This is a genomic window from Pseudomonas sp. TMB3-21, from assembly GCF_054898145.1.
Map to the genome: position 1 here is coordinate 4,398,570 of NZ_CM142718.1, position 23,308 is coordinate 4,421,877.

At 56.7% G+C, this 23,308-nt stretch carries 23 protein-coding genes and 1 pseudogene; 10 read left to right on the forward strand and 14 right to left on the reverse strand.

Annotated features, from left to right (window positions below; all coding sequences use genetic code 11):
- Window positions 1–17 precede the first annotated feature (17 nt).
- Window positions 18–188 (forward strand): annotated as a pseudogene (locus ACYZTS_RS20025) (citrate-proton symporter); the annotation flags it as partial.
- A gap of 620 nt (window positions 189–808) precedes the next feature.
- On the opposite strand, the gene ACYZTS_RS20030 reads toward ACYZTS_RS20025, so the two are convergent.
- Together ACYZTS_RS20030 and ACYZTS_RS20035 are read right to left on the reverse strand one after the other, a co-directional pair.
- Window positions 809–2,056 carry an MFS transporter gene (locus tag ACYZTS_RS20030; protein WP_461991520.1) on the reverse strand — a complete coding sequence of 416 codons (1,248 nt, stop codon included), beginning with the start codon at window positions 2,054–2,056 and terminating at the stop codon, window positions 809–811.
- Complete coding sequence (locus tag ACYZTS_RS20035) at window positions 2,053–3,339, reverse strand: 3-keto-5-aminohexanoate cleavage protein (RefSeq protein ID WP_461991522.1); 1,287 nt, start codon at window positions 3,337–3,339, stop codon at window positions 2,053–2,055. Before ACYZTS_RS20035 ends, ACYZTS_RS20030 begins: the two co-directional genes overlap by 4 nt.
- A 241-nt stretch (window positions 3,340–3,580) precedes the next feature.
- On the opposite strand from ACYZTS_RS20035, the gene ACYZTS_RS20040 reads away from it, so the two are divergent.
- On the forward strand, window positions 3,581–4,555 hold the full coding sequence (locus tag ACYZTS_RS20040) for a LysR family transcriptional regulator (RefSeq protein ID WP_461991524.1): 975 nt from the start codon (window positions 3,581–3,583) through the stop codon (window positions 4,553–4,555).
- 140 nt (window positions 4,556–4,695) lie between these two features.
- Here ACYZTS_RS20040 and ACYZTS_RS20045 read toward each other — a convergent pair whose 3' ends face one another.
- Together ACYZTS_RS20045 and ACYZTS_RS20050 are read right to left on the reverse strand one after the other, a co-directional pair.
- Complete coding sequence (locus ACYZTS_RS20045) at window positions 4,696–5,106, reverse strand: hypothetical protein (protein WP_461991526.1); 411 nt, start codon at window positions 5,104–5,106, stop codon at window positions 4,696–4,698.
- Window positions 5,107–5,718: 612 nt separating this feature from the next.
- Complete coding sequence (locus tag ACYZTS_RS20050) at window positions 5,719–6,630, reverse strand: SDR family NAD(P)-dependent oxidoreductase (protein WP_461991528.1); 912 nt, start codon at window positions 6,628–6,630, stop codon at window positions 5,719–5,721.
- 104 nt (window positions 6,631–6,734) lie between these two features.
- Here ACYZTS_RS20050 and ACYZTS_RS20055 point away from each other — a divergent pair, with 104 nt between their 5' ends.
- Entirely contained in the window at window positions 6,735–7,526 is a 792-nt protein-coding gene (locus tag ACYZTS_RS20055) for a LysR substrate-binding domain-containing protein (protein WP_461991530.1), read from the forward strand.
- A 157-nt stretch (window positions 7,527–7,683) separates the two neighbouring features.
- On the opposite strand, the gene ACYZTS_RS20060 is transcribed toward ACYZTS_RS20055, so the two are convergent.
- On the reverse strand, window positions 7,684–8,553 hold the full coding sequence (locus tag ACYZTS_RS20060; RefSeq protein ID WP_461991532.1) for an SDR family oxidoreductase: 870 nt from the start codon (window positions 8,551–8,553) through the stop codon (window positions 7,684–7,686).
- A 117-nt stretch (window positions 8,554–8,670) separates the two neighbouring features.
- Here ACYZTS_RS20060 and ACYZTS_RS20065 point away from each other — a divergent pair, with 117 nt between their 5' ends.
- The 5 genes from ACYZTS_RS20065 to ACYZTS_RS20085 all read left to right on the forward strand — a co-directional run bounded on the left by ACYZTS_RS20065 (window position 8,671) and on the right by ACYZTS_RS20085 (window position 12,208).
- A complete protein-coding gene (locus ACYZTS_RS20065) occupies window positions 8,671–9,594 on the forward strand; it encodes a LysR family transcriptional regulator (RefSeq protein ID WP_028620300.1) in 924 nt (307 codons plus the stop codon).
- 176 nt (window positions 9,595–9,770) lie between these two features.
- A complete protein-coding gene (locus ACYZTS_RS20070) occupies window positions 9,771–10,400 on the forward strand; it encodes a LysE family translocator (protein WP_461991534.1) in 630 nt (209 codons plus the stop codon).
- Between the two features lie 287 nt (window positions 10,401–10,687).
- The gene (gene cynS, locus ACYZTS_RS20075; RefSeq protein ID WP_028620298.1) at window positions 10,688–11,155 is read left to right on the forward strand and encodes a cyanase; all 468 of its coding nucleotides are present in this window, start codon (window positions 10,688–10,690) and stop codon (window positions 11,153–11,155) included.
- 102 nt (window positions 11,156–11,257) lie between these two features.
- The gene (locus ACYZTS_RS20080; protein ID WP_461991537.1) at window positions 11,258–11,506 is read left to right on the forward strand and encodes a DUF2790 domain-containing protein; all 249 of its coding nucleotides are present in this window, start codon (window positions 11,258–11,260) and stop codon (window positions 11,504–11,506) included.
- A gap of 39 nt (window positions 11,507–11,545) precedes the next feature.
- Window positions 11,546–12,208, forward strand: coding sequence for a carbonic anhydrase (locus ACYZTS_RS20085; RefSeq protein ID WP_461991539.1), 663 nt, complete (start codon window positions 11,546–11,548; stop codon window positions 12,206–12,208).
- A gap of 74 nt (window positions 12,209–12,282) precedes the next feature.
- Here the strand turns inward: ACYZTS_RS20085 and ACYZTS_RS20090 are convergent, their stop codons facing one another.
- A complete protein-coding gene (locus ACYZTS_RS20090) occupies window positions 12,283–14,355 on the reverse strand; it encodes a pyridoxamine 5'-phosphate oxidase family protein (protein WP_461991541.1) in 2,073 nt (690 codons plus the stop codon).
- Between the two features lie 8 nt (window positions 14,356–14,363).
- Window positions 14,364–14,999, reverse strand: a complete 636-nt coding sequence (locus ACYZTS_RS20095; RefSeq protein WP_028620294.1) for a DJ-1/PfpI family protein — start codon at window positions 14,997–14,999, stop codon at window positions 14,364–14,366.
- A 261-nt stretch (window positions 15,000–15,260) separates the two neighbouring features.
- On the opposite strand from ACYZTS_RS20095, the gene ACYZTS_RS20100 reads away from it, so the two are divergent.
- Entirely contained in the window at window positions 15,261–16,037 is a 777-nt protein-coding gene (locus ACYZTS_RS20100; protein ID WP_461991543.1) for an alpha/beta fold hydrolase, read from the forward strand.
- Window positions 16,038–16,074: 37 nt separating this feature from the next.
- Here ACYZTS_RS20100 and ACYZTS_RS20105 read toward each other — a convergent pair whose 3' ends face one another.
- The 7 genes from ACYZTS_RS20105 to rclC all read right to left on the reverse strand — a co-directional run bounded on the left by ACYZTS_RS20105 (window position 16,075) and on the right by rclC (window position 22,141).
- Window positions 16,075–16,986, reverse strand: coding sequence for a LysR family transcriptional regulator (locus ACYZTS_RS20105; RefSeq protein WP_028620292.1), 912 nt, complete (start codon window positions 16,984–16,986; stop codon window positions 16,075–16,077).
- Window positions 16,986–17,906: a LysR substrate-binding domain-containing protein gene (locus ACYZTS_RS20110; RefSeq protein ID WP_028620291.1), complete on the reverse strand. Its 921-nt coding sequence runs from the start codon at window positions 17,904–17,906 to the stop codon at window positions 16,986–16,988. The genes ACYZTS_RS20105 and ACYZTS_RS20110 overlap by 1 nt, the downstream gene beginning before the upstream one ends.
- 106 nt (window positions 17,907–18,012) lie before the next feature.
- Complete coding sequence (locus tag ACYZTS_RS20115) at window positions 18,013–18,642, reverse strand: glutathione S-transferase family protein (protein ID WP_028620290.1); 630 nt, start codon at window positions 18,640–18,642, stop codon at window positions 18,013–18,015.
- Between the two features lie 105 nt (window positions 18,643–18,747).
- The gene (gene cynR / locus ACYZTS_RS20120; protein WP_461991546.1) at window positions 18,748–19,662 is read right to left on the reverse strand and encodes a transcriptional regulator CynR; all 915 of its coding nucleotides are present in this window, start codon (window positions 19,660–19,662) and stop codon (window positions 18,748–18,750) included.
- Between the two features lie 95 nt (window positions 19,663–19,757).
- On the reverse strand, window positions 19,758–21,119 hold the full coding sequence (gene gorA / locus ACYZTS_RS20125; protein WP_461991548.1) for a glutathione-disulfide reductase: 1,362 nt from the start codon (window positions 21,117–21,119) through the stop codon (window positions 19,758–19,760).
- A gap of 34 nt (window positions 21,120–21,153) precedes the next feature.
- Window positions 21,154–21,387 (reverse strand): hypothetical protein, encoded by a 234-nt coding sequence (locus ACYZTS_RS20130; RefSeq protein WP_028620287.1) that lies wholly within the window; start codon window positions 21,385–21,387, stop codon window positions 21,154–21,156.
- Between the two features lie 178 nt (window positions 21,388–21,565).
- Window positions 21,566–22,141: a reactive chlorine resistance membrane protein RclC gene (gene rclC, locus ACYZTS_RS20135; RefSeq protein ID WP_461991550.1), complete on the reverse strand. Its 576-nt coding sequence runs from the start codon at window positions 22,139–22,141 to the stop codon at window positions 21,566–21,568.
- Window positions 22,142–22,309: 168 nt separating this feature from the next.
- On the opposite strand from rclC, the gene ACYZTS_RS20140 reads away from it, so the two are divergent.
- On the forward strand, window positions 22,310–23,221 hold the full coding sequence (locus ACYZTS_RS20140; protein ID WP_028620285.1) for an AraC family transcriptional regulator: 912 nt from the start codon (window positions 22,310–22,312) through the stop codon (window positions 23,219–23,221).
- Window positions 23,222–23,308 lie beyond the last annotated feature (87 nt).

The following is a 23,308-nucleotide window of genomic DNA, read 5'->3' on the forward strand; positions in this document are numbered from 1 at the left end:
CTGGCGGCACGCCTGAAGCTGCCTTGGGCTATAGCTTGAATCAGTGGATGGCGCCGGAAACGGTGGCCGACTGGGGCTGGCGGATTCCTTTTTTCGTCGGCGGCATGATTGTCCCGTTCATTTTCTTCCTGCGCCGAAGCCTGGAAGAAACCGAAGAGTTCGCCGCGCGCAATCACCATCCCGCGATTGATCCTCTCTGGCCGGGATGCACGGCGCGCATCACTGCCGGCGAGACTGACCGCGTGGTGCGCACGATCCTGCGCATTCGGCGAAGAGCGCCGCCCATTTATCGAACGAGCTGCCGAGCCGCGCCAAGCGACGTCAGACTTTAGATTTGACACCATTCAACAGGAGCTTTCAGCTGTCTAAGGTAAAGGCGCATTAATGATCAAGGACGGGACCAGGCTACGAATCCTATCCTCAATATGGTAAGCACCGCTCTCGGTATAGCGCAAATAACAGCGACCGCAAATGGAACATTGAGAGATTTTACATAAATTGTAGGGGAAATAGAGCGGCGCAATTGGAGCATCTAATGACCAGTAATGGGTGTCCTCGGGATGATATTCGTTAAGCGTCAACAGTTCCTCAACGTCATACTTCAGCGTACCAATATCGAACAATAGCGTTTCGGGCAAGGATCTCGCAGGGCTCTCCCATCCTGTTAAATTCTTTTTACTGCAAATGCAAGCACTGCGTACAGAATGTGAACGCTCTGCTAACTCGTAAAGGTCAGAATAACTAAAATATTTATGAATAATCAAAATCAACCTTTTGTTTAAAGTAAGCAAAAATACGTCATCGGTAATTATTTAATCAATGACGGCAATTTTGAAGAGCCAAATGTGCTCCAGGCCGTGCAGAGCAATGCAGTCAGAGTCATGGCTATCAGGATGCTCCATCCTGGTATATAGCTTTGTGTCGTGTCCTTTAGCAAACCCAATGCGGGAGGCATTACGACAATGGCAACCTGATTGATCGCCATGGCTAAACCCAGGGCGAAACCCGTCTTGTCTGAAGGCGCGGAATCAGCAACGTAGGCTACCCACGGGCCATACCAACCAAATCCGAAGAATCCGAGCCAGCTGACCAGTATGCTCAACATCCAGAAAGATCGTAGTGGAACCCAAGCGAGGACAATCAGGCCGAAAATAACTGCGAGCATGCAGATCAACACTGGGAAATACCGACCTGATTTACAGCGATCGCTCCAGGCGGCCAGAATAATACGACCCGCTATGCCCGCTCCTTGAGCAATAAAAAGTAAGGTGGCAGCGGCAGTGATGCTCAGATCGAGTAGATCGTAAAGATAAAGGGCTGTAAATATCAAAATCCCATATTGGACTGAAATAAGGCTTACACCAGAGAACATGATGTTCTTCATCGCCGGGTCGCTTAACATGGAGATTCTTGATGCCAGAATGGCTTTCAGATCCTTCCTGTCAGTGTTTACCCGAGGGGGCTTAACAGGACTGGCCGATCGATAAAAACTCAAGAACGTTATAGCGCCAAACAATGCGACCAGTCCGCCCACTAAAAAGGAGTACTGCCATCCCCAACGGGTGGCAACGTAGGGAAGTACCGCCGCAGAGAGCGCACCTCCCAAGGGCAAGCCCGCCTGGCGGATACCCATTGCAAAACCTAACTGGCTTTTTGGGAACCAGCTGGACACAGACTTGCTGCCACCAGGTTGCGCAGTGCTGTAGCCGGCACCCACCACGATCAAAAACATAAGCAACATCAGGTAGCTGTCAGCAAGCATTGAGGCGCAAAGTGCACCCGCAACGATGAGTGTGCCCATACCCACGACCAAGCGTTCTTCAAAACGGTCTAATAACTCTCCCGCAACCAGCAACCCGAGAATAGGAACTAATTGCGCAGCTGAAACCAATAGTCCTATTTGCATCGTGGACAGGTTCCAATCCTGCTGGATAAAGATGGCTATAGCCCCGATACCCTGTACAAAGAAACAGGCACACGCTTGGGCCACCGTTGCGATCAGAAGAATAACCCAGCGATACCCTGAGTTCTGGCGCAAAGCGCTTACGTCAATCATTGAAAAGCTCCATCATATTCTGATACGCCCAGCGGCCTTTGACGTTGCGTTGTCAGATGTTCGTGCCTGACAATATCGAGCCCCATTCGATTAAGTATCGTTTCCGGGTTGAGCTCAGGGGTCACACCATTATGGTTCATTTCTTCACGGACATAGGCCATGAGCTGTTGGTTATCGCACATATGCACCTCTCCATTCTCGTCTACACCATAGGGTGTATCTTCCATGCCAACACGTAAAATATCTACGCCACTTCCAGGTTGACAGGCGTATGTGGCAAGTCGCCTTAAAGCACACATTTCGGTCCCTTTCCGTGGCCCAACATCCACCCTCTTGTAATGCAGATGGGCTTGTTGCGGGATGATGGCGGCACCCACAGTGATGGTTATTTTACGCTTTCTATAATCCGGATTGGAGATGTCAAACTCCAAACTTCTGGCGACTTCGATGATGTTGCAAAACTCTTCATAGGATGATGGAAAAGGCAGGCGACTGGAAAATCCAAATAGTAGAATTATATTTAGCTGGCCGGAACTGCCCAGCTGCAGGGATGGGTGTTCAACAGCGAACCGTGTCATGCCATAGCTTCGGGCCAGTTGAACCCATTCAACTTCGTGAAACAGCCCCAGTTGTCGGCGAGCTGAAATCGCACTCTTGTAAACCTGGAACTGTATTAAAGGTGAAGTGCTACCGTAGTCGGCACCTCTACTTGTAGAATTTGTTTCCATCGTGGCCTGCACAACACGTTCAGATGGCACATATTTCCGTATATCTTCGAGAAAAGCAGAGCTGTACATGTACTCAAAGTCGAGTTTTTGTATTTTCTTTCCCAGCTCGCATATGATCTGCAGCTCTATCGCGGCCTGAATGGTGACAAAATGAGCGCCGCCGAAGTGTAGAGGTAACGCGCATTGGCTAACCCGTTCCCATTCGCCAAACCTTTTAATGTTTTCTTGAACTTCTTTACCATTGCGACTCGCTCCAAAACTCAAAAGCACGTCTTTGCAGGAGCGTTGTATATTTCGGCTCACCGCTTGATAAATATCATTATCGGTTGTTTGTTCCTGCGTTAGCGGATTGCGAGCATGATAATGATAATAACGGCACCCCAGGTTATAAAGTTCAATCGCTTCTTGAACGATGGCGTCTTGATCTGCCTTGATGGTAACGCCCGTGCAAATGGAGTCGAGAAGCTGATCCCCTGTGAGGTAGTGGTTGCGTGGCGTGAATTTTGCGCCTGTCGATGCACACCCCAAAATAAGTGTCTTCTGTGAGTTATCCATATTTACTTCCCTGTAAAGTAGTAGAAAATCCCTTTCCCGAATGTTCCGCTCGCAGACTAGAGCCCGCGGCTGCATGCGGTGTTGACGGCGCTTTGAAGTTTTAGCAGTTTGAAAATTTCGTACGTTGCGGATTTAGCATGGATTTTTGACAAAACTTCACGCCTGCGCGGTTTTTTCGACTTTCAGACCCTTGGTTGCGCATGGCATGATACGACCATCAAAAAATTGCGAGATCAGCAAGATGACGGACTTTCGAACCTTAAAGGATTTTATTGTGCTGGCTCGCGTTCGAAGTTTTTCCCAAGCTTCGATACATTGCAATGTCACAACCTCCGGCTTGAGCCGAAGGATCACAGCGTTGGAAGAATGGTTGGGTGTTTCGGTGTTTGACCGAACACGTCATCAGCTTGAGCTTACCGATGCGGGGGCGGAGTTTCATGTTGCTGCAGTCGAAATCGTAGAGCTGTTGGAGAAGACAAGAAATTCGGTCATCCGCACTCAAGAGAATAACAGACGGCAAATTTCCATTGTTGCGCCACATATCATGTCCAGAGCGTTTTTTCCGGCTTGGTTGCCGAGGGTAAGTAGGCAGTCAGCAGGAAGTCGTTTCTCCATAGACTTCGCAAACCTCCCTGAGTGCTTCAACCGCCTGAATGACCGCTCAGTGGATTTTGTTGTCGCTTTCGCGGATAACCATAACGGGATCAGTGAACACCTTGAAAAAATCGTACCACTGGGCGAGCTCGACTGTCTGAAGATAGGCCGGGAGTGGCTGGTTCCCGTAAGCGCGCCCAACTTGCTGGGGGAACCTTTGAATAGCGTTAGTTCACCTAAAGGCGAGATTTCATACCTTCATTACCGCCAGGACTGTTCATTGAGTTGGGCGCTTGAAAAAATGTTGAAGTTCAATCCGGATTTGCCAGCGTTGCGTAAAACTCATGATTGTTCTCTGGCAGACGGTCTTCGCTCGATGGCGATAACCGGGCTAGGCGTTGCATGGCTGCCACTGGAGATTGTACGAAACGATATAGAAAGAAAAGATCTGGTTCGTGCAGGCAATAAAGAGTCTGATATAGAACTGGATATTAATATTTATCGTCGTAAAGAAACGCTGGGCGCGAATGCCGAGATTTTATGGGATCACCTTCGTAGTATGACGAATGAGTCCAAGACTGCTTTAGCGGTCGCCGCTACCCCGTTCGCGATATTGAGTTAGCTAATTTTTTGTAATACGGTTTGCTCACCTGGGGAAGCAGATTCCCAGCGTCATGGACATCATGAACGACGCTGTGGAATCTACTTGGGTCTGTCACCGGTTGGATATTTGACTGACAGCACGCTCAGCAGCGGCTGACCTCAGCCACGAATACGGCGCTCAGTAAATGCATAGTCTTCCTGGCAATCACCTGACGGGTCTGACTTGATATTGGTGTAGTGGACGGTGTTGGCATCGATGAACTTATAAGTGTAAACATCGGGCAAGCGCACACCGTCGGTTTTCAAGGCGTTCGTGCCGTTTGCAGCAGTCCACGTGCCATGTTCAGTCTGAATTTTTTGGGTTTGCTGTGCGTCTCGAAAGAACGTGACAGAGAACTTTCCGTTTGGCTCGAAGTGGGTATTCCATGACAGGAACTGGCACTTACCGTTTGCCTCGCGCAAGCCTTTCCATGAACCAACCAAGGAAGCGTCGTTGGTAGGTTTCGTGGCTGCACAGCCACCCAACGTTGCGGCCAATACGATCAGTGCAAGAGAGATATACCGTTTCACCTACTTCTTCCTTTGTCTAAATTGAGGGCATCGCGACGCCGAGGCGCTCGCCGAAACTGTAACGGCCGTCGATTGGAAATGATTAGCTGAGAAAACATCAACGTAGCCAAAACGGGTTCTGCCCCTCGGCAGGGTCTCCACAAGGCCGGTTCAAAAACAGCCTGTCGCCAACTCAAACCGGATCAACAGCAACACGTCCCCACGCTGCCATTGCGCTGCGACCTGGGAATGATACAGGCGCGGATCGACCCAGCTCTACCACCCGCGAACCACTCGCCAGCCAGACGCAGACGAGCGCCACGCTTACCGCTATCAGCAGCATCGACACGCGCGCACGATGGCACGCCGGGGCAGACTTTCGTACAGGCTCAAGGGGCTCAATGGCCGGGGAATCATCGATCAGAATGTACGCCATGGCATCGCTCGGTTACGGAGGATTATGGCGCCATCGGGAGTCAGCCCGACCGGCACCACGCAAGTGGCGCCAATCTAGGGGTCAAGCGGTTGGTGCGCGGTGAAGGAAGTGTGAAAAATAAGTCGGCCGTCTTCCTGTCGCGTACCTCTCGGGCAGCCTTCCAGTTCTGCCTCAGGGAACAGCAAGCCACGCTGGCTTCAGCCAATCATTTGTCCAGCAACCTGCCACAACCGCTGCGCGTTATCAGGATCGACGGCATAAGGCGCAACGCCTGTGTAATCGGCAGGTCGCTTGCGGACCACTTGCGCTTCATTACAGTCCTCGAAGTAACGCCCGCCCATACCGTCCAACAGTGCAGAAGACGCCAGTAACACCGAGGTCGCCGCGCCTTGTTGCACGCTCTTCTGCCGCTCGACGGGGGTTTTCAGTCCGCCGGTGTGCTTCTGCAGGTTGGTGGCGATGGCCCCTGGATTGAGGGCGTTGGCGAAAACCCCGCGATCTGCCCAGCGCCGCGTGATCTCCACGGCGATAAGCGCACAGGCCGACTTGGCCTGGGAATACGCCGCGAAAGGTTCGTAAGGCCGAAAGTCGAAATTGATATCGTCGAAAACGACTGGGCCCAACAGGTTTGCGCTTGAACTCAGCGACACAACCCGGGCGCCCTCGGCGTTGAACAAGGCGTCCTGCAACCCGAGCACGAGTGCAAAATGGCCGAGAAAATTGGTCGCAAACTGCATTTCAAAACCCTGCGATGTCAGCTCACGCTTGGGAACGGCCATGATCCCCGCGTTATTGACCAGGATATGCAGCGGCTCGGACCAGGCCTCGGCAAACGTCTTCACGGACGCGAGGTCCGCCAGGTCAATCGAACGAACTTCAACACTGCCCCTGCCCTCTACGCGCAGTTCGGCTGCGATCAATTGCGCCGCGTCCGGACGCCGGACCGCCAGCGTCACGTTCGCCCCGGCATTGACCAGAGCGCGTGCGGTTTCAATGCCGATACCGGCAGCCCCACCCGTGACGATTGCGCGTTTACCCGAGAGGTCGACCCCTTCGATGACCTCTTGTGCGGTTGAATGAAACCCGAACGGTGTGCTGATCCGTGTCATGTGCTTTTACCTCGATGCATTAAGTGGCTGCGATCAAGATAAGCGTCAGTACTGTGCCAAACAATCGGGCTAATATCGTATGAACTGATGCAGGAACCAGCACAATGCAAAAATCCGGGCTTCTCGAACTTAACGCCGTTGTCGCGGTGTCGACTCACCGCAGCTTTCGGCGTGCGGCAGTGGAATTGGGCATGTCGCCATCGGCTCTCAGTCATGCGATCGCTGCACTGGAGAAGCGCCTGGGCGTGAGGTTATTCCACAGGACTACGCGCAGCGTTTCATTGTCCGAAGCCGGCGAGCAGTTTCTGCTTCGGGTGCAGCCCGCTCTGCGGGATATCTCGGCGGCCATGGAGGCGGTCAGCGAATTTCGCGATACACCGGCGGGAACCCTGCGGTTGAACACCTCCGAAGGTGCCGCGCACATGGTGCTCACGCCGGTGGTGCTGGAGTACTTGCGGCGTTATCCGGACATGCGGGTGGACATCGTCACCGATAGAAGCCTGGTGGACATCGTTGCTGGCGGATTCGATGCGGGCATACGGTTGGCGGAAAGCGTGCCGCAGGACATGATCGCCATTGCGATCACCCCTCCACTGCGGTTCGCGGTGGTCGGCTCTCCCCAGTACTTCGCGAGCTGCAAAAAACCGAAAGTGCCGGCCGATCTTCTCGCGCACAACTGCATCCGTGTGCGCTTCCCCAGCGGTGCGATCTACAAGTGGGAATTCGAGAAGCGTGGTGAGCAACAATCGGTCGATGTCAGTGGATCGCTGACACTCGACAGCCATCACCTGATGCTGGAGGCCGCGCTGCAAGGCGCCGGCTTGGCCTGGACCAATGATTTCGCCGCTGCTGCGCATATTGCCTCAGGCAGTCTGATCCGCGTGCTGGAGGACTAGACTCCCGCGTATCCAGGGCTGCGCCTTTACTACCCGGCCAACCGTCATACGCCGGCAGGACTTCGGGCGTTCATCGACGTCGTCCGCGAAACTGTCTCGAGTTGATCGAGGATGGTCTGGCCGCAGCGACCCTCCATGGTCGACCTGCAATCACCCGTCAGAGCTTGAACGCGTCTCGAAGGATGGCTTCAAGGTCTTTCGGCTTGCGGCCTATGAGTTCCTCAAGGGTACGGCTGGTTTGATCGAATGCACCTTTCTCGATGGCGTTGAACCAACCGCCAATGAAGCTTGCGACATGCGCAGGCCAGCCGTCAGCTTCCCGGGCGGCGACGAAGGCTTCGTTCGAAATCGGCTGATAGCCGATGGCTTTTCCGGTGATGCGCGAGAGTGCGGCGGCGATGTCGGTAAATGACCAGGCTTGCCCACTGTTCAGCAGATAAACGCGGCCTTCGTGACCTGACTGGCTGAGCAGCACAGCGCCACCTTCCGCGAGTTCGTCGACGTTCGTCAGCGGCACCCGCCCCTGACCGGCAGGGGCGCTGAAGCCCTTCTGCGGTGCAGTTTCGCCGATAAACAGGGAGAGCCCGTCGGCGTACAGCGGATGGCGGACGATGGTGTAATCCAGCCCGGATGATTTCAGCAGCGCCTCGGTTTCGAGGTCGCTGGCCGTCACCCCTTCAATGGGGCAAAAATCATCGCTGATCCGCTGGATGCTGGTGTAGATCACATGCCGGACACCGGCCAGACGCGCGGCCTCAAAGACGTTCTTGTGCTGCGCCACACGATCGCTGAAGGCGACGGCCGACACCAGGTAGATTTTTTCCACCCCGGTAAAGGCACTGACCAGGGACTGGACGTTGAGGTAATCGCCTTCGCGCACTTCTACGCCCACATCCACCAGCGCCTGCGCTTTGCTCTTATCTCGCACCATCCCCACTACGTCCGCCGCAGGTACTTTCGTCACAAGCGATCGTACAACCGCACTGCCCAACTGACCGGACGCGCCGGTGATCAACATTTTGCCCATGAGATTCTGCCCTGGTCTGATCAATGAAATTCAATCGACGCCACTATGGGCTCAACGGTCGCATCCAATTAGTCACGAATAGGTAGAATCAGCTTCAACCGAACGTTGGAGATGGGCGTGGACAATCTGGGCAACCTGGAATCATTTGTGCGAGCCGCTGAAGCCCGCAGTTTTTCCGAAGCCGCTCGACGGATGGGTATTTCCGCCGCAGCCGTGAGTAAAAACATCGCGCGTCTGGAAACCAGGTTAGGCACCCGATTGTTCCAGCGCAGCACGCGCAGCCTTTCCCTCACCGAGGCCGGTGAGGCGCTGTATGAACAAGTGGCGAGCAGTGTCGAAACCATCCAGGGCGCCATGACGCAACTGGGCGACGCGCGGGATGTGCCGGCCGGGCGACTGCGGGTCAACATGGCGCCTTCGTTCGCCTACGATTACGTGTTGCCCCTGCTCAAGGTTTTCAAGCAACGTTACCCTGCGGTGGTGCCGGACTGGCACCTTGAAATCCGACGCGTGGATTTGATCGGGGAAGGGTTCGACGTTGCGATTGGCGGCGGTATGGAATTGAGCCCGGGCGTCGTTGCGCGAGAGTTGGCCAAACTTCACCTGGTCGCTGTAGCGGCCCCGGATTGGCTAAAGGGCAAGCCGCTGCCGCTTGTGCCAGCGGATCTTCAGGGCCAGGACGGCATCGTCACGCGCTCCACCGACACCAACAGATTACGCACCTGGACATTGCGCAATGCCGGTGGCGATACCTTTGATCTGAGCCTCAAACCCACAGCCATCATGAACGACCCGGAAGCCTTGAATGCGTGCGCGCTGATGGGGCTGGGCGTGGCGTTAGTACCCTTGGAGCGAGCGTGGTCCGGATTACAGCGCGGTGAACTGATTCGGCTGCTGCCGGATTGGTACGTAGATCTGGGTTCAGTGTCCTTGTACTACTCTGCGCGCAAGGTACTGCCGGCTAAAACCCGTGTGTTCATAGAGTTTCTGCTGGAGCATTTCCGGGAAACGCTGGGTGATCGTTTCAACGCGGCCCGTTGAGGTTGTGACACCCGGGCTGATGCGTGCAGCGCTCGGTTGGCATACACGTCCTCATCAAGCCTGATAAAGAGCAGGATCTGCCAATAAGACGGCCCTCAAGAGTTTAATACGCAACCACCTGCCCCGCCCCTCCGCTCTAGTATTGTCTTCCTCATCTCCTGTCGAGCACCGCGAATATGGAAGACACAGCGCTGTACCTTCTGGCTATCTCAATGGTTCTCTTGATGCCCGGCCCGGACATGATCCTGCTGCTTCAAACCGGTGCGAAACAAGGCAGAACCGCAGCGCTCGCGACAGCATTGGGTCTTGCGCTGGCGCGAGCCTGCCATGTGGCATTGGCCGCGATGGGATTGGCCACGCTGTTCAAGGTTCTGCCCTGGACGTTTGATATCGTGAAATATGCGGGAGCGGCCTATCTGCTCTGGATCGGGCTGCAGATGTTCAAAACGAGCGGGGTGAGCGCTCCCGCCATTGCCGAGAACAGCCCCCCAACACACACCCTGGGAGGGGCGTTCCGACGCGGGCTGCTCACCAATTTGCTGAACCCGAAGGCGCTGCTCTTTTGCTCCGTGCTACTTCCTCAATTCATTGAACCAACCCGATCGTCGGTCTCGGAGCAGTTTGCCGTGCTCGGGCTGATTCTTGTGATCACAGGGCTCGCGTTCGATAGCGTCTACGCAACCGCCAGTGCCTGGGTGGGTCGCTGGCTGGAGCGAAGCATCACCGCGCATCGCGTACAACACTGGTTGTTCGGCACACTTCTGATTGGATTTGCGGTGCGATTGGCGTTCGTCCAGCAAGCCTGACACGCAGCGAAACGTTGCTGTCGCCTAACTGATAAGCATCACAGGCCACCGACTGCATCACCCTCCCGCTGACAACTGCTCCCGTCGCCACCAAGCCCGCCAAGCGCGGGCTTCTTTTTGCCTGCGCCCCGCTATTCAGCCACTGCCCCGATCTATAGGAAGGGCTTATGCGAAGCATTGCATATCGGTCTTGGACGCTATCGAGCAAGCGGCAGAACATGGGTCCACACCAAGCAACAAGCGTTTCCCAACCCCCGTTACCCCAAGCATCCGAAAGGAGCAACACCATGCAGCAGTCCCACGCTTACAACGACACCAGCCTCGCATTGACCGCCAAAATTCTCGACGCCAAAGCCCGCAAAAATCTTTCATTCGAAGACGTGGCTCAAGGCACCGGTCTTAGTCTTGCTTACGTGACCGCTGCCCTGCTTGGCCAGCACCCACTCCCGGAAAATGCCGCCAAAGTGATCGGCGAAAAACTGGATCTGGACGCCGATTCGGTCGCCCGTCTGCAGATCATTCCCCTGCGTGGGAGCTTGTCGGGTGTTCCTACCGACCCGACCATCTACCGCTTCCACGAAATGATCCAGATCTATGGCACCACGTTGAAAGCCCTGATTCACGAGCAGTTCGGCGACGGCATCATCAGCGCAATCAATTTCAAGCTCGACATGAAAAAAGTCGAGGATCCAGAAGGTGGTCACCGCGCCGTGATCACGCTGGACGGCAAGTTCCTGCCACTGCGTCCTTTCTAGGATTGCGACCGCAACTGTCATTCGGCCCGCCACTTCAGCGGGCCTGCTTCAACCCACTTTATCGACTTCACCTGTTCACCCAATTTGCCTGGAGGATTCGTCATGAAAAAAATTCTGTTACTCGCCCTGTCCCTGACCGCTTCGCTGTCGGCCTATGCACAAGAAGCTTCGGCCGCCCCGCAAGCCACGCCCTATGTGTATGGCATGTACCTGGACATCGCCAAAGTCATCGACATAACTCCGGCAGCAGACGTCTGCGGTCCGGTGCCCGTGCAGATGACCTACAAGGATTCCCACGGCGACACCCGGGTCCTTGAATACAGCGTCATCGGTCGCGGCTGCAGCAACTGATTGCACGTTGAATTCAACTCTCAGACAGAGGCACACACCATGAAATCGCTGATCGAAGGTTTACTCAAGTTTCAGAAAGAAGCCTTTCCACAACGCACTGACCTGTTTAAACATCTGGCCACCACGCAGCATCCAGGCACATTGTTCATCACCTGTTCCGATAGCCGCGTAGTCCCGGAATTATTGACGCAACAAGAGCCAGGCGAGCTGTTCGTGATCCGTAACGCCGGCAACATCGTGCCGTCCTACAGCCCCCATCCCGGCGGCGTGTCGGCAACGGTCGAATACGCCGTGGCGGTGCTGGGGGTCACGGATATTGTCATCTGCGGCCATTCCGATTGCGGTGCAATGACCGCCGTGGCCAAGTGCACGTGCATGGCTCACCTGCCTGCTGTTGCCGGTTGGTTGCAACACGCCGAGTCGGCAAAAGTCATCAATGAATCCCGCGCCCATGCCAATGACGCGGCGAAGGTCAGCTCGATGGTTCGGGAAAATGTCATCGCCCAATTGGCCAACATCCAGACCCATCCAAGCGTACGCCTGGCTCAGGAAAAAGGCCTGCTGAATTTGCATGGCTGGGTGTACGACATCGAAACCGGTTCAGTCGACGCACTCGACGCCGACCATCGCAGCTTCAAATCATTGGCACAGCACCCCGGGATCTGCGCAGTGCATGCCCGTCTGGAAGAAGTTGCTGCCTGAAAGCATCCAGACGAGAAAGGAGGTTTGCTCAAGCACTCACCCCGCGAATGCGGGATGAGCGATAGAGACACGTGTTACAAATCCAGCACCAGGGGGGCATCGCCCTCCTTGCTTTGCGCCGGGACTGCACAACAAATCAAGACTTCTCCCTGCGCCGGCATTTCTGCGGGCAAGTTCAAATAGTGCACCTGCCCGCTGACCAGTTTCGTACGACAGGTTCCACACGACCCGCCGCGGCAACTGAAGTCCGGATTCAAACCCCTGCTTTCAGCCAACTCCAGCAAGCTGCCGCTTCCCGGCTCCCAGCGCGCCTCTTTCGCAGACGCCGAGAACAGCACTTTGATCGGGCTACTGGCTGCCGGAACTTGCTCGACGGCCGGGGTCAACTGGTCGCGCAACCGCACCAGGGTCGAAGGGCCGAACGTCTCGGCGTGAATGCGATCGTCGCCAATGCGCATCTGACGCAGGCCATCGTATAAAGCCTGGGTGAACGCGCCCGGGCCACACAGGTAAAAATCATAATCGTCCAATGGCAGCAGCTCTTTGAGCAGAGCGACATCCACACGTCCAGCCAACTCGAAGTCTTCGCCCTCGCGAGCGTTCTGCTCGGGCTGACTGAGAAGTCTTAACGCGCGAATCTTGTCTTTCGCACGGGTCGCCAGTTCAAACAGTTCGTCCCTGAATGCCAGCTCCGCCAGGCTCCGTGCGCTCTGGATGAACCAGGTTGGGCGGGTGCGCCGGGTGCGCTCTCCTTCGTAGATGACTTCGCGCAGCATCGACAGCAGCGGCGTGACCCCAACGCCAGCGGCCAGCAGAACCAACGGCCGATGCTCATCGGCCTGCACGGTGAATCGTCCTTGAGGGGCACGGGCTTCGATGAGATCGCCCACCTGAATCCGGTTGTGCAAGTGCGACGAAACCAGGCCGTCACGCTTGACGCTGATCCGGAAAAAATCGTCCGAAGGTGCACTCGACACACTGTAAGTCCTGACAAGGGGCGCCTGCCCTTCGACCAGGCCAAACCGTACGGGTAAATGCTGGCCTGCCTCGAAACGCGGCATCCCCGCGCCATCGACCGGCTCCAGATAAAAAGAGCGGATGGTGCTGCTTTCTTCGACGATGCGGGTGACGCGCAGCTGCCGCCATTGATCGCGCAGCGCATCGGCCTGTAAGCGGCCTTCTGCTTTCTCCCAGCTGCCGGTCATCACACTGTTCGGCGAAAAACCTTCGAATGCCCAGCGCAACGCCAGCACACTCCGCCTTCTGACGACCTGTTCCACCGTCAAGGTCCAGAGTCGCTCGGCGCCCTGGAACGCAGCGATTTCAGGCCCCTCAAGCACAAGCTCGGTGCGGCCGGCCACTTGAAGCACATCACCTGTGGAGAAATCGACAAAGAGCAAACCGGCCCTGGGATTGAGCAACAGGTTGCCCAATGTATTGAAATGCAGATTGCCGGCGAAATCGGGAATCGTTAGCACGTTGCTTTGGACTCTGACGAAACCCGGATTGCCACCGCGGTGCGAAACGTCTACCGAGCGCTTCGATGGGTCGCCGTCCAGGTCGACGTAGCTGGCGAGAAAAAAAGTATCGGCCTTGCGAATCAGCTCTTTCGCCGCCTCGTCCAGTTCGGTCAGGCATTGCGCCGCAACGTCGGCTGAGGAACGTCCGACGCTGACCGGTTCTACGCTTCGCAACTGAATGTACTGCGGACAATTGCCAAAAGCGTGCACCACAGAAACGGCAAAACCGCCAGATGAGGCGGTGCTGATGTTGCCGTTCATACGATTGCGCCGTCGGGTCTTCAGGTCGATACCGAGCAGCCCGACTGCGGCGCCCTTCGCCAGGGCAGGTCTGACCGGGTCGCCGTCTGCAGGGAGGCGCTGCAGGTGCAAAGTGCGTGGGTCGGGAGAATCGACGAACCCGGGCGGGCCCTCGATCAGCGTCGCCCACGGCATGCCTTTGTCATCGACGGCACCCAGTATCAGATAAGGCAGCTGGCTGTAAAACGAGCGATGTTGATCCGGCATGTAGTCACGTACCACCTTTCGCCCGAAGTGCTCCATCTGCTGCGCCACGCCGACGCTTTCCTGCAACTGCCGCTCACCCGCATGCCAGGGCGAAGCCCCTGGCTCATCCGTTTTATTCATGATCACCTCTACATAGGTTGCGTTGGAACCTGTGGCGTCTCGAACCAATGACGATCGGGTGTAGCAAAGCGCATTTTCTTGCGGATGTACGTCGCGTTCTGCGCACCGGTGAGTTTTTCCAGCAGCACAAAAGCGACTTCAGTGGCGGTGCCGGGTCCGCTGGACGTAATGATGTTGCCATCGACCACGACAGGTCGATCGACGAACACAGCGCCCGTTTCCACCAGCTGATTCCGGCGCTTGCCGCCTTCCTGGTGATAAGTCGTGGCATTTCTGCCTCGCAGTACACCCGCGACGCCCAGGCACACCGACGATACGCACACGCTGGCGACGGGTTTGCCAGCGCTGACAAAGTAGCGAATCGTCTGCAGAAACGGCTCGCTGAGCGCCTCTTCATAAAATCCCGACGGTTCGAAACCACCCGGCAGCGCCAGCGCGTCGAAGCTGCTGATATCCAGATCGCGCAACAGACAACCCGGATTGACCGATAAACCAAAGGTGGTGACGATCTTTCTGCGAAGGCCGGCGTTCACCAGTTCGACAGGGCAATCACCGAGCAGATCGGCCCAGCCGAGCACGTCGGTGAACGCGGCCATCTCCATCGGTTCGACGCCATTGGCGAGCAGCATGAGGACTCGTTTCATCGGGTGGTTATCTCCGCAGTGATGCCCTGAACAAAGTGCTTGAACGCATGCTCTGCTTTATTCGCTTTGATGAGAACGGCCACAAAATGCAATCCACTGTTTCGCCCGCTGAAATGATGGCGTGTATCTGCCTGTAGCAAAGGTGGGATCAGACACGTTTCCATGCAGAGCACTGGATACCCGGACACATGGGAAACACAGCGACAGGTTCAACTATCCCTGTCGCTTCACTGCCCTCCCACGCTTAGACAGGAACATCCGATGAAGAAGATTTTTGCAGGTCTGGCCCTGGCGGCCGCAATGGTCAGTGCCACCGCTGCGCTGGCTGCACCGGTCAAACCGACTGTCGTTCTGGTTCACGGGGCTTTCGCCGATTCCAGCAGTTGGAATGGCGTCGTCAAAATTCTGGAAAAAGATGGCTATCCAGTGATCGCAGCCGCTAACCCGCTTCGCTCACTCAAGGGTGACGCGCAGTCGGTGGCCGACGTGCTCGCCAGCATCAAAACGCCGGTCGTGCTGGTTGGCCATTCCTATGGCGGGCCCGTCATCACCGAAGCGGCATACGGCAACGCCAACGTCAAAGCGCTGGTGTACGTCGCCGCCATTGCACCGGAAGCAGGTGAATCCACTGCAGAATTATCGGGGCGTTTCCCCGGCGGCACTTTGGGCCCGACTCTCTCCGCGCCCGTAGACCTGGCTGACGGCGGCAAGGACCTGTATATCCAGCAGGAAAAATTTCATGAGCAGTTCGCCGCTGATGTTCCTGACGCGGACGCCAGATTGATGGCTGCCACCCAACGTCCCGTGACAGTCGCTGCGCTCAATGAGGCTTCGACCGAGCCGGCCTGGAAAACCATTCCTTCCTGGTTTGTTTACGGCGACGCAGATAAAAACATCCCGGCACAAGCGCAGGCCTTCATGGCTGAGCGGGCACATGCTAAGCAGACCGTTGTGGTCAAAGGCGCGTCGCACGTTGTGATGGTGTCCAACCCAAAAGTGGTTGCCAGCCTGATCGAGAAGGCAGCGACCGCCCAATGAAGTGTTTCAGCGACCGCAGGTCAGGGTCGCTGATCAATCAAAGAGCATCCGGCAGCAGTGCCGGATGTTCGCGCAGGCCCTCGACCATGTAGTCGACAAAGCTGCGCACCCTCATCGAGGCCCTTCGTCTTTCGCGGTAGACGACATGCACGGGCAGCGCTGGCAGTTCAAAAGGTTGCAGGACCCGGCGCAATCGATCGCTTTTCAGGTAATCGTAGGCTGGATAACTCAAGCAACGCGTGAGGCCCCCACCATGCACCGCCGCATCGATGGCCGCTTGCGCCGTGGTGCAACTGACGCGTGATCGGGCTTTGAGGGTGGTCTGAATACCGTGGCTGGAAAAATCCCAGTGAATCTTCTCCCGATAAGCCTGGATGCCAATCAACCGATGACGTTTAAGGTCGTCCGGCTCGGCGGGCACACCGCAGGCGTCAAGATAGGCAGGGCTGGCACAAACGATCGAACGCACGTAGCCCACAGGCCTGGCGATCAACGATGAACTGGGCAGATGCCCCACCAGCACGGCCACGTCCAGACCTTCCTCGTTCATGTTCGGGAAACGGTCATGGTAATGAGCGAACACTTTGACGTCGGGATACACCTCCATGTAATTGGCTAGCAACGATGTCATGACATAGCGGCTGAAAAGCAGTGGCAGCAACACCGTCAGATTGCCTTGGGCCTGTACGTGAAGGCCTTTGGCAGAGGCTTCGGCGTCTTCGATTCCTTTGAGGATGCGCGAGCAGTCAGCCATGAATGCCGCCCCCGACTCCGTCAACGACACGCCACGGGTGCTGCGTTGTAACAGAGCCACACCGAGACGCGCCTCCAGCCGGGCAATCGCGCGAACAACCGTCGGGCCGGAGACATTCAGGCGACGCGCCGCTGCCGCCAGACTTGGCCGCTCCGACAGCGCTTCGAACATGAGCATTTCATGGAAGCGGTCCATCAGAAGGTACTTTTCATGGTCGGTCTGAGCGCTTTGTCACCGCCCAGGCGGTCCGTGAGGAAATCGACAAAGGTGCGAACCTTCGCGGGCACGCGGTTGCTCTTCAGATAAACGACCTGAATGGGCAACGCGGGTGGTTCAAAATCCTGCAGCACCACTTCCAATTCACCGGCCGCAACCTGACTGGCCACCTGGTAGGACAACACACGCGTTACGCCCCAACCCAGGCAGGCAATATTGATCGCAGCCTGGTTAGCGGTCACGACCAACCGTGGATCGAAACGAAAACTCAATGGATTGCCGTCATGTTCAAATTGCCAGTCGCTTAACAAATGGCTCGCCGAAGACATAACGATTTTGGCCGAGCTGAGTTCGCCGGGGTGGCGTGGCCGACCGAATCGTTCGAAGTAATCGGGGGCGCCGCAAATCACCTGGCGCACCTCGCCCACCTTGATGCCGTGCTGATTATTCTCGTGTAAATGGCCGATACGGATTGCCACATCGATCCCTTCATCCACCATGCTCGTCACGCGGTCAACCAGTAACGCGTTGAGATTAACGGAAGGAAACTGGTCTAGGTATTCAGCCAGCAATGGGGCAATGTACAACTCGCCAAAGAGCACCGGCGCCGTCACCGTCAGGTGGCCACAGGGAATAGAGTAACTGCCGGCAGCGGCCTCTTCCGCTTCATTGAGTTCGCCGAGTATTCGCCGGCAATCGTCCAGATAGCGTTGCCCGGCCTCGGTCAAGTGCAGGCTGCGTGTGGTGCGTGATAACAGTTGGGTGCCGATTCGCTCCTCCATGGCAGCAATGGCGCGAGTCACGCTGGGCGGGGATATATTCAAACGGCGGGCAGCGGCCGCGAAGCCCTCTTCTTCGGCGACCGTCATGAATATCTGCATTTCTTGAAAGCGATCCATAGGCGACTCTGCCGTGACATAGGGACAGCAAGATCTGCACGCCAGAGCGAGCAGACGATCACCGGAGCTTGCCCGGGGTATTTCCCGGGAAGCTCCGACCGTTCGATCAGACTTGCTGCAAGCCCGTGGCAGTACGCTGCATGCCAACAAAATTTGGCAGTGCCTCGATACTGCTCAACCAGGCACGGACGTTAGGATAGTCAGTCAGCGCAACATTGCCTTCCGGGGCGTGGGATATGTAGGTATAAGCCGCGACATCAGCGACGGTCGGCTTATCGCCCGCCAGGAATTTGCTGCTGCCCAACTCTTGCTCCATGACGGCGAGCAGACTGTGGGACTTGCTGATCGCCTCTTCAGCGTTGTAACCGGCACCGAACACCGTAATCAGTCGAGCTGTCGCCGGGCCTGAGTTGATCTGACCGGCCGCGATCGACAACCAGCGTTGTACCTTGGCTTGCGCAACAGGGTCGCTGGGCAGCCACTCGCCGTTGCCGTATTTAGCGGCCAGGTAGACCAGAATCGCGTTCGAGTCAGCCAGCACGGTGCCGTTATCATCCAGCACCGGTACCTGGCCGAAACTGTTCAACGCCAGGAACTCGGGAGTCTTGTGCGCGCCTTTCGCCAGGTCCACGAATACCAACTCGGTTGGCTGCCCGAGCAGCGACAGCATCAACTCGACGCGATGGGCGTGGCCTGACAATGGGTGACGATAAAGTTTGATAGGTTGCTGGGACATGACCTGCTCCGGTTGTTATGGATTCGACCCGGTGATCGCGTCGATGGAGTGATCTTGCCCCTGTCTCCCAAACAGCGGAATTACCACAATTCACAATCCAGCATTTCACTCGGCGTAATGATCGGCACCCTGGCCTGATTCCACGCCCGCTGTTCCCAGCATCAGGTTCATGAACGCGACTGACGCTGCGCTGTGGTAGTTATTCTTGCGCCGGAGGATCGACACGCCACGTTGAGGCGCCTTGTCGAGCAGGGCCAACCTGTGCAAAGCGCGATCCTGAGTGGCGATGGGTTCCGGAAGAATGGTGGCGACTGCCGTGTTGCGGATGACTTCCAGCAACGTGTTCACTGAGTTGACCTGGACCAGCACTTTCGGCGTGATCCTCACCCTGGCGAAGTACTCGTCGATACACACGCGGGTGGCGAAGTCCGGTGTCAGCAAGGCGAAATCCAGTTCAGCCAGCTGTTCGGACGTCAACGCGTCCTCGCAGTCATACAGGGGATGAGCACGCCCGACCATCAGACCCAGTGTTTCAACAAATGCCGGGATTGACTCGATATCGGCGTTCCGCACCTGGTCAAATGCGACCGCAATGTCCAGCGAGTCATTGACCAGCCCCGTTTCAATGTCACCCATCGACAGCTCGAAAATCTCCAGGCGGATATTCGGATACTGCGCGATGTAGTCACGCACTAAAGGCCCCAGGACGTACGCCATGAAGGTGGGTGCCATGGCGAGCCTCAAGGTGCCACGTGACAAGTCCTTTACATCGTGCAAAGCCCGCTTGCCGGCCGCTAGTTCCACCAGAACGCGACGGGCGCATTCGATGTAGGCCAGCCCCGCATCGGTGGGTCGGACAGTTCGGGATGTTCGGTCAAACAGACTGACGCCAAGGGTTTCTTCCAGCTGCCGTATCTGTTGCGACAGCGTCGGCTGAGACACATGCAGGACTTCTGCGGCGCGGGTAAAGCCACCGTGGTCAGCCACTGCCAACAAATACCGCAGATGTCTTAGCAGCATGGGGTCACCTGAAGATTAAACGCGAGTTGCAGTGTATCTCGTACGTTTGCGGCGTGAAGGGCTGATCTGCTTTCGGCTGAGCAACCGAATGCCCTTCACCGCCTGACCACTGCCGTACGCAGGGTGACAAATTCTTCTGCCGAGGTCGGGTGCACCCCAATGGTGTCATCGAACAGTCGTTTGGTGGCACCGGCCTTGAGCGCAATCGCCAACCCTTGAATGATGTCGCCCGCATCCGGACCCACCATATGGCAGCCCAGTACCCGATCGGAATCCGCGTCGACCACCAGTTTCATCAATGTCTGCTCCGAGGATTCGGTCAGGGTCAGTTTCATCGGGCGGAAACGGCTCTCGAACACCACGACCTGGTGCCCCTGCTCGATCGCTTGCTGCTCGGTAAGACCCACCGTGCCGATGTTCGGCTGACTGAACACAGCGGTCGGTATATGACGATAATCGACTGGTCGATAGTGTTCGGGTTGGAATAACCGTCGAGCAACCGCCATGCCTTCCGCTGTCGCAACAGGCGTCAGCTGCACGCCACCAATCACGTCGCCAAGCGCCAGAACAGAAGGCTCGTCAGTTTCGAAATGCTCATTGACGGCGATATAGCCCGCTTCGTTGAGTTCGACGCTGGTGTTTTCCAACCCGAGGTTGTCCAGCATCGGCCTGCGGCCCGTGGCGTAAAAAATGCTGTCAGTTTCCAGCTGCCTGCCGTCCTTCAGCGTTGCAAGCAGACTGCCATCGGCCTGCTTGTCGATGCGGACGATGTCAGTGTTGAACTCCAGTCGCAGACCGCGCTTGGTCAACTCGTCAGCCAGGTGGGTACGCACTGACTGATCAAATCCGCGCAGGAACAGATCACCGCGATACAGCAGTCGGGTATCTGCGCCCAGCCCATTGAAAATGCCGGCGAATTCGACGGCAATATAACCGCCGCCAACCACCAGGACTCGCTTGGGCAGGTGTTCCAGAAAGAACGCTTCATTGGACGTAATCGCGTGCTCATGCCCCGGGATGTCCGGGATCTGCGGCCATCCACCGGTCGCCAGCAGAATCCGCTCGGCACTGAAACGCTGGCCGTTTATATCCACATGGTGCGCATCGGCCAATCGGGCATGCCCTTCAAGCAACGTGACGCCGCTGTTGATCAAGAGCTTTCGGTAGATCCCGTTGAGCCTTGCGATCTCGCGGTTTTTGTTCGCAATCAGGTATGCCCAGTCGAAATTCGCTTTTCCCGCTGTCCAGCCGAAGCTTTCGGCCTGCTCGAAGTCGTCAGCAAAATGGGCACCGTAGACCAGCAATTTTTTTGGAACGCAGCCGACATTCACGCACGTACCGCCCAGGTAGCGGCTTTCGGCAACCGCTACTTTCGCACCGAAATCCGCTGCAAACCGCGCAGCGCGCACGCCACCCGAGCCGGCACCAATGACAAACAGATCGAAGTCGTAGCTCATGTCAGTTCTCTATCAGGAATATTCAAGTTCTCGCTTATTTGCCGAAGAGTAATCGGAGTTTCAGCGACTGCATCAGTGAGGCCCCGAGCCTTGCAAACACACCTGGGCCGGTTGGTTGCTGGCACCGGTTCGTCAGGGTTAATCCCATGGTCTCGCTGGCCAGCGCCCCCATGAACTGCGGCAGTAGGAAGCCCGCTTCGTGCTCGCGATCCAGCACGATTGAAGTTGCAGAACAGCCGTCAGTGCAGGATTGAGTAGTGCCAGGCATAGGTCATCTCCCGGTTGTGGAGAACGCTGCGACAACTGAAGGGGTTGATCGCTTGTGAGATCAGTTTCACCAACAAAGCCTTTTCAGAGAATGTGCACAGATGTCATGGCTTAATTGTGCTGGGTGAAACAATTGCAGGAAGCAATCTGTTTCCCCCCGCCACATCGTGACCGACGAATTACGCCGAACGCTCGCTGAGCAATTGACGTGCGGAGTCAGCCATGACGGGTAAAGCGCCGGCCAGCATCAGCAGGTCTTTGAGCACCAGGCGTCCGGCACCGGACAAGTACGGGAAGCCATGCTGCGCATCACCCAGGGCGCCCACCCAGGCTTCCGGCGTCGTGATCAGAAAGCTCAGCGTCACCAGCGGTGTGCCGAAGGCCAGCGCGCCGCCCAACAGACCAGTACGCCTGGAAAGCGGATTTGACAGCACCAGCAAACCGATCAGAATCTCGACGAGGCCCAGACCGGTCGAAAAACCGTAGGTGTTGTTAGCGGTCTGCCAGGCGCGCTTGTCAGCGTTCAACTCACCCTCGTGTGTGAGGTGAGCCTTGTAGTCCTGAGGATGCTCGTAGAAGAACGACATGAAGGGGCTGTTCGCGACGAAGGGGGTGATGCTATCGGCTTCATACGGGACGAATTTCAGCGCACCAATCCATAAAAAAACGACGGCAATCGCCAATCGCATGAGGGACGTGCCGAACGTGTCGACTTTGCTGATCAGCCGTAGCCAGGCAGTCATAGAGGTGAGCATGAGACTTCTCCGAGGGGTTGAATGTGGAGGTAGTCTGCGGGGGATGCGAAAGCCGGTTTTGTGCGTCTTGCTCAATTTATTGCTGGATCGTCTCAATTGCCTCGACAGGCGCGGTACTCCCCTGCGACGCGAGTCCACTACGCTCAAATTTTCAAGCGAAGCCCTCACATGAATTCGATCGATAAACTCATCAGCCTGGCCAACGTACGCGGCAGTCTGGATCTGCGGTGCCAGTTCGAGGGGGATTGGGCGCGGGATCACCAGCAGGAAGTCCTGGGCAAAGCGCCCTATCACATCGTGCTGCGGGGCGAATGTCGGGTTGAGTTTGCGGACGGGCAACGCCTGCCCATGCGTGCAGGGGACATTTTGCTGCTGCCGCGTGGCGCGCCGCACATCATGCACAGCGTCGGCAAAACCGTTGCGCCCAGCACACCGAAGCGGGTTTCCGGCGGCACGCTGCCGCTGTATCGCATTGGCGTTGCGAGTACAGACCTGGACATGCTCTGCGGGGGCTTTCATTACAATCGTACGTCGCTGTTGTTCGCTGCCCTCCCCGAGCACCTTGTGATCCCCAGCGCTGCCCTCCCCGCCAGTGCCCCACTGCCGGCGCTGGTCGACATGCTGCGCGGCGAAGCGGACAGTGATCAGGTCGGCGCCCATTTCCTGCTTGATGCCTTGTCCCAGGCGCTTTTCACACTGTTGCTGCGCGCGCACATCGCCAGCCATGGTCAACACACCGGCACGCTGGCCTTGCTGTCCGATAAACGACTAGGCCGCGCCTGGCAATCGATGCTGGCGGATCCTGCGTTCGAGTGGACAGTCGACGCGCTCGCCGAGACTGCCAGCATGTCCCGAGCCACGTTCATGCGAGCCTTCGTGCGGGTAGCGGGCGTTTCACCGTGGGCATTGTTGACGCAGGTTCGAATGGAGCTCGCCTTCAGCCTGCTCAGCCATTCGCATTTGGGATTGAGCGACATTGCGTCTCAGGTGGGGTATCAATCCCAGGCGGCTTTCAGCAAGAAATTCAAGGAGGTTTACGGTGAATCACCAGGCAGAGTGAGACGCGGCGGGCTTGTCTGAGGGACAGATCACGCACCCCACGGCCCGATCACGCCGCCATTTCCATTCCGAACGAAACTGTCATATTCGGTTTCCATTCATCACAGA

What these genes read in the sequence shown, in the direction of transcription:
- ACYZTS_RS20040 (WP_461991524.1), top strand. Translation starts at nt 3,581, where the DNA reads ATGACGGACTTTCGAACCTTAAAGGATTTTATTGTGCTGGCTCGCGTT.
- rclC (WP_461991550.1), bottom strand. Translation starts at nt 22,141, where the DNA reads ATGCTCACCTCTATGACTGCCTGGCTACGGCTGATCAGCAAAGTCGAC.
- ACYZTS_RS20055 (WP_461991530.1), top strand. Translation starts at nt 6,735, where the DNA reads ATGCAAAAATCCGGGCTTCTCGAACTTAACGCCGTTGTCGCGGTGTCG.
- ACYZTS_RS20080 (WP_461991537.1), top strand. Translation starts at nt 11,258, where the DNA reads ATGAAAAAAATTCTGTTACTCGCCCTGTCCCTGACCGCTTCGCTGTCG.
- ACYZTS_RS20060 (WP_461991532.1), bottom strand. Translation starts at nt 8,553, where the DNA reads ATGGGCAAAATGTTGATCACCGGCGCGTCCGGTCAGTTGGGCAGTGCG.
- ACYZTS_RS20130 (WP_028620287.1), bottom strand. Translation starts at nt 21,387, where the DNA reads ATGCCTGGCACTACTCAATCCTGCACTGACGGCTGTTCTGCAACTTCA.
- ACYZTS_RS20035 (WP_461991522.1), bottom strand. Translation starts at nt 3,339, where the DNA reads ATGGATAACTCACAGAAGACACTTATTTTGGGGTGTGCATCGACAGGC.
- ACYZTS_RS20110 (WP_028620291.1), bottom strand. Translation starts at nt 17,906, where the DNA reads ATGGATCGCTTTCAAGAAATGCAGATATTCATGACGGTCGCCGAAGAA.
- ACYZTS_RS20095 (WP_028620294.1), bottom strand. Translation starts at nt 14,999, where the DNA reads ATGAAACGAGTCCTCATGCTGCTCGCCAATGGCGTCGAACCGATGGAG.
- gorA (WP_461991548.1), bottom strand. Translation starts at nt 21,119, where the DNA reads ATGAGCTACGACTTCGATCTGTTTGTCATTGGTGCCGGCTCGGGTGGC.
- ACYZTS_RS20140 (WP_028620285.1), top strand. Translation starts at nt 22,310, where the DNA reads ATGAATTCGATCGATAAACTCATCAGCCTGGCCAACGTACGCGGCAGT.
- cynR (WP_461991546.1), bottom strand. Translation starts at nt 19,662, where the DNA reads ATGCTGCTAAGACATCTGCGGTATTTGTTGGCAGTGGCTGACCACGGT.
- ACYZTS_RS20030 (WP_461991520.1), bottom strand. Translation starts at nt 2,056, where the DNA reads ATGATTGACGTAAGCGCTTTGCGCCAGAACTCAGGGTATCGCTGGGTT.
- ACYZTS_RS20105 (WP_028620292.1), bottom strand. Translation starts at nt 16,986, where the DNA reads ATGGACCGCTTCCATGAAATGCTCATGTTCGAAGCGCTGTCGGAGCGG.
- ACYZTS_RS20115 (WP_028620290.1), bottom strand. Translation starts at nt 18,642, where the DNA reads ATGTCCCAGCAACCTATCAAACTTTATCGTCACCCATTGTCAGGCCAC.
- ACYZTS_RS20090 (WP_461991541.1), bottom strand. Translation starts at nt 14,355, where the DNA reads ATGAATAAAACGGATGAGCCAGGGGCTTCGCCCTGGCATGCGGGTGAG.
- ACYZTS_RS20070 (WP_461991534.1), top strand. Translation starts at nt 9,771, where the DNA reads ATGGAAGACACAGCGCTGTACCTTCTGGCTATCTCAATGGTTCTCTTG.
- ACYZTS_RS20100 (WP_461991543.1), top strand. Translation starts at nt 15,261, where the DNA reads ATGAAGAAGATTTTTGCAGGTCTGGCCCTGGCGGCCGCAATGGTCAGT.
- cynS (WP_028620298.1), top strand. Translation starts at nt 10,688, where the DNA reads ATGCAGCAGTCCCACGCTTACAACGACACCAGCCTCGCATTGACCGCC.
- ACYZTS_RS20050 (WP_461991528.1), bottom strand. Translation starts at nt 6,630, where the DNA reads ATGACACGGATCAGCACACCGTTCGGGTTTCATTCAACCGCACAAGAG.
- ACYZTS_RS20085 (WP_461991539.1), top strand. Translation starts at nt 11,546, where the DNA reads ATGAAATCGCTGATCGAAGGTTTACTCAAGTTTCAGAAAGAAGCCTTT.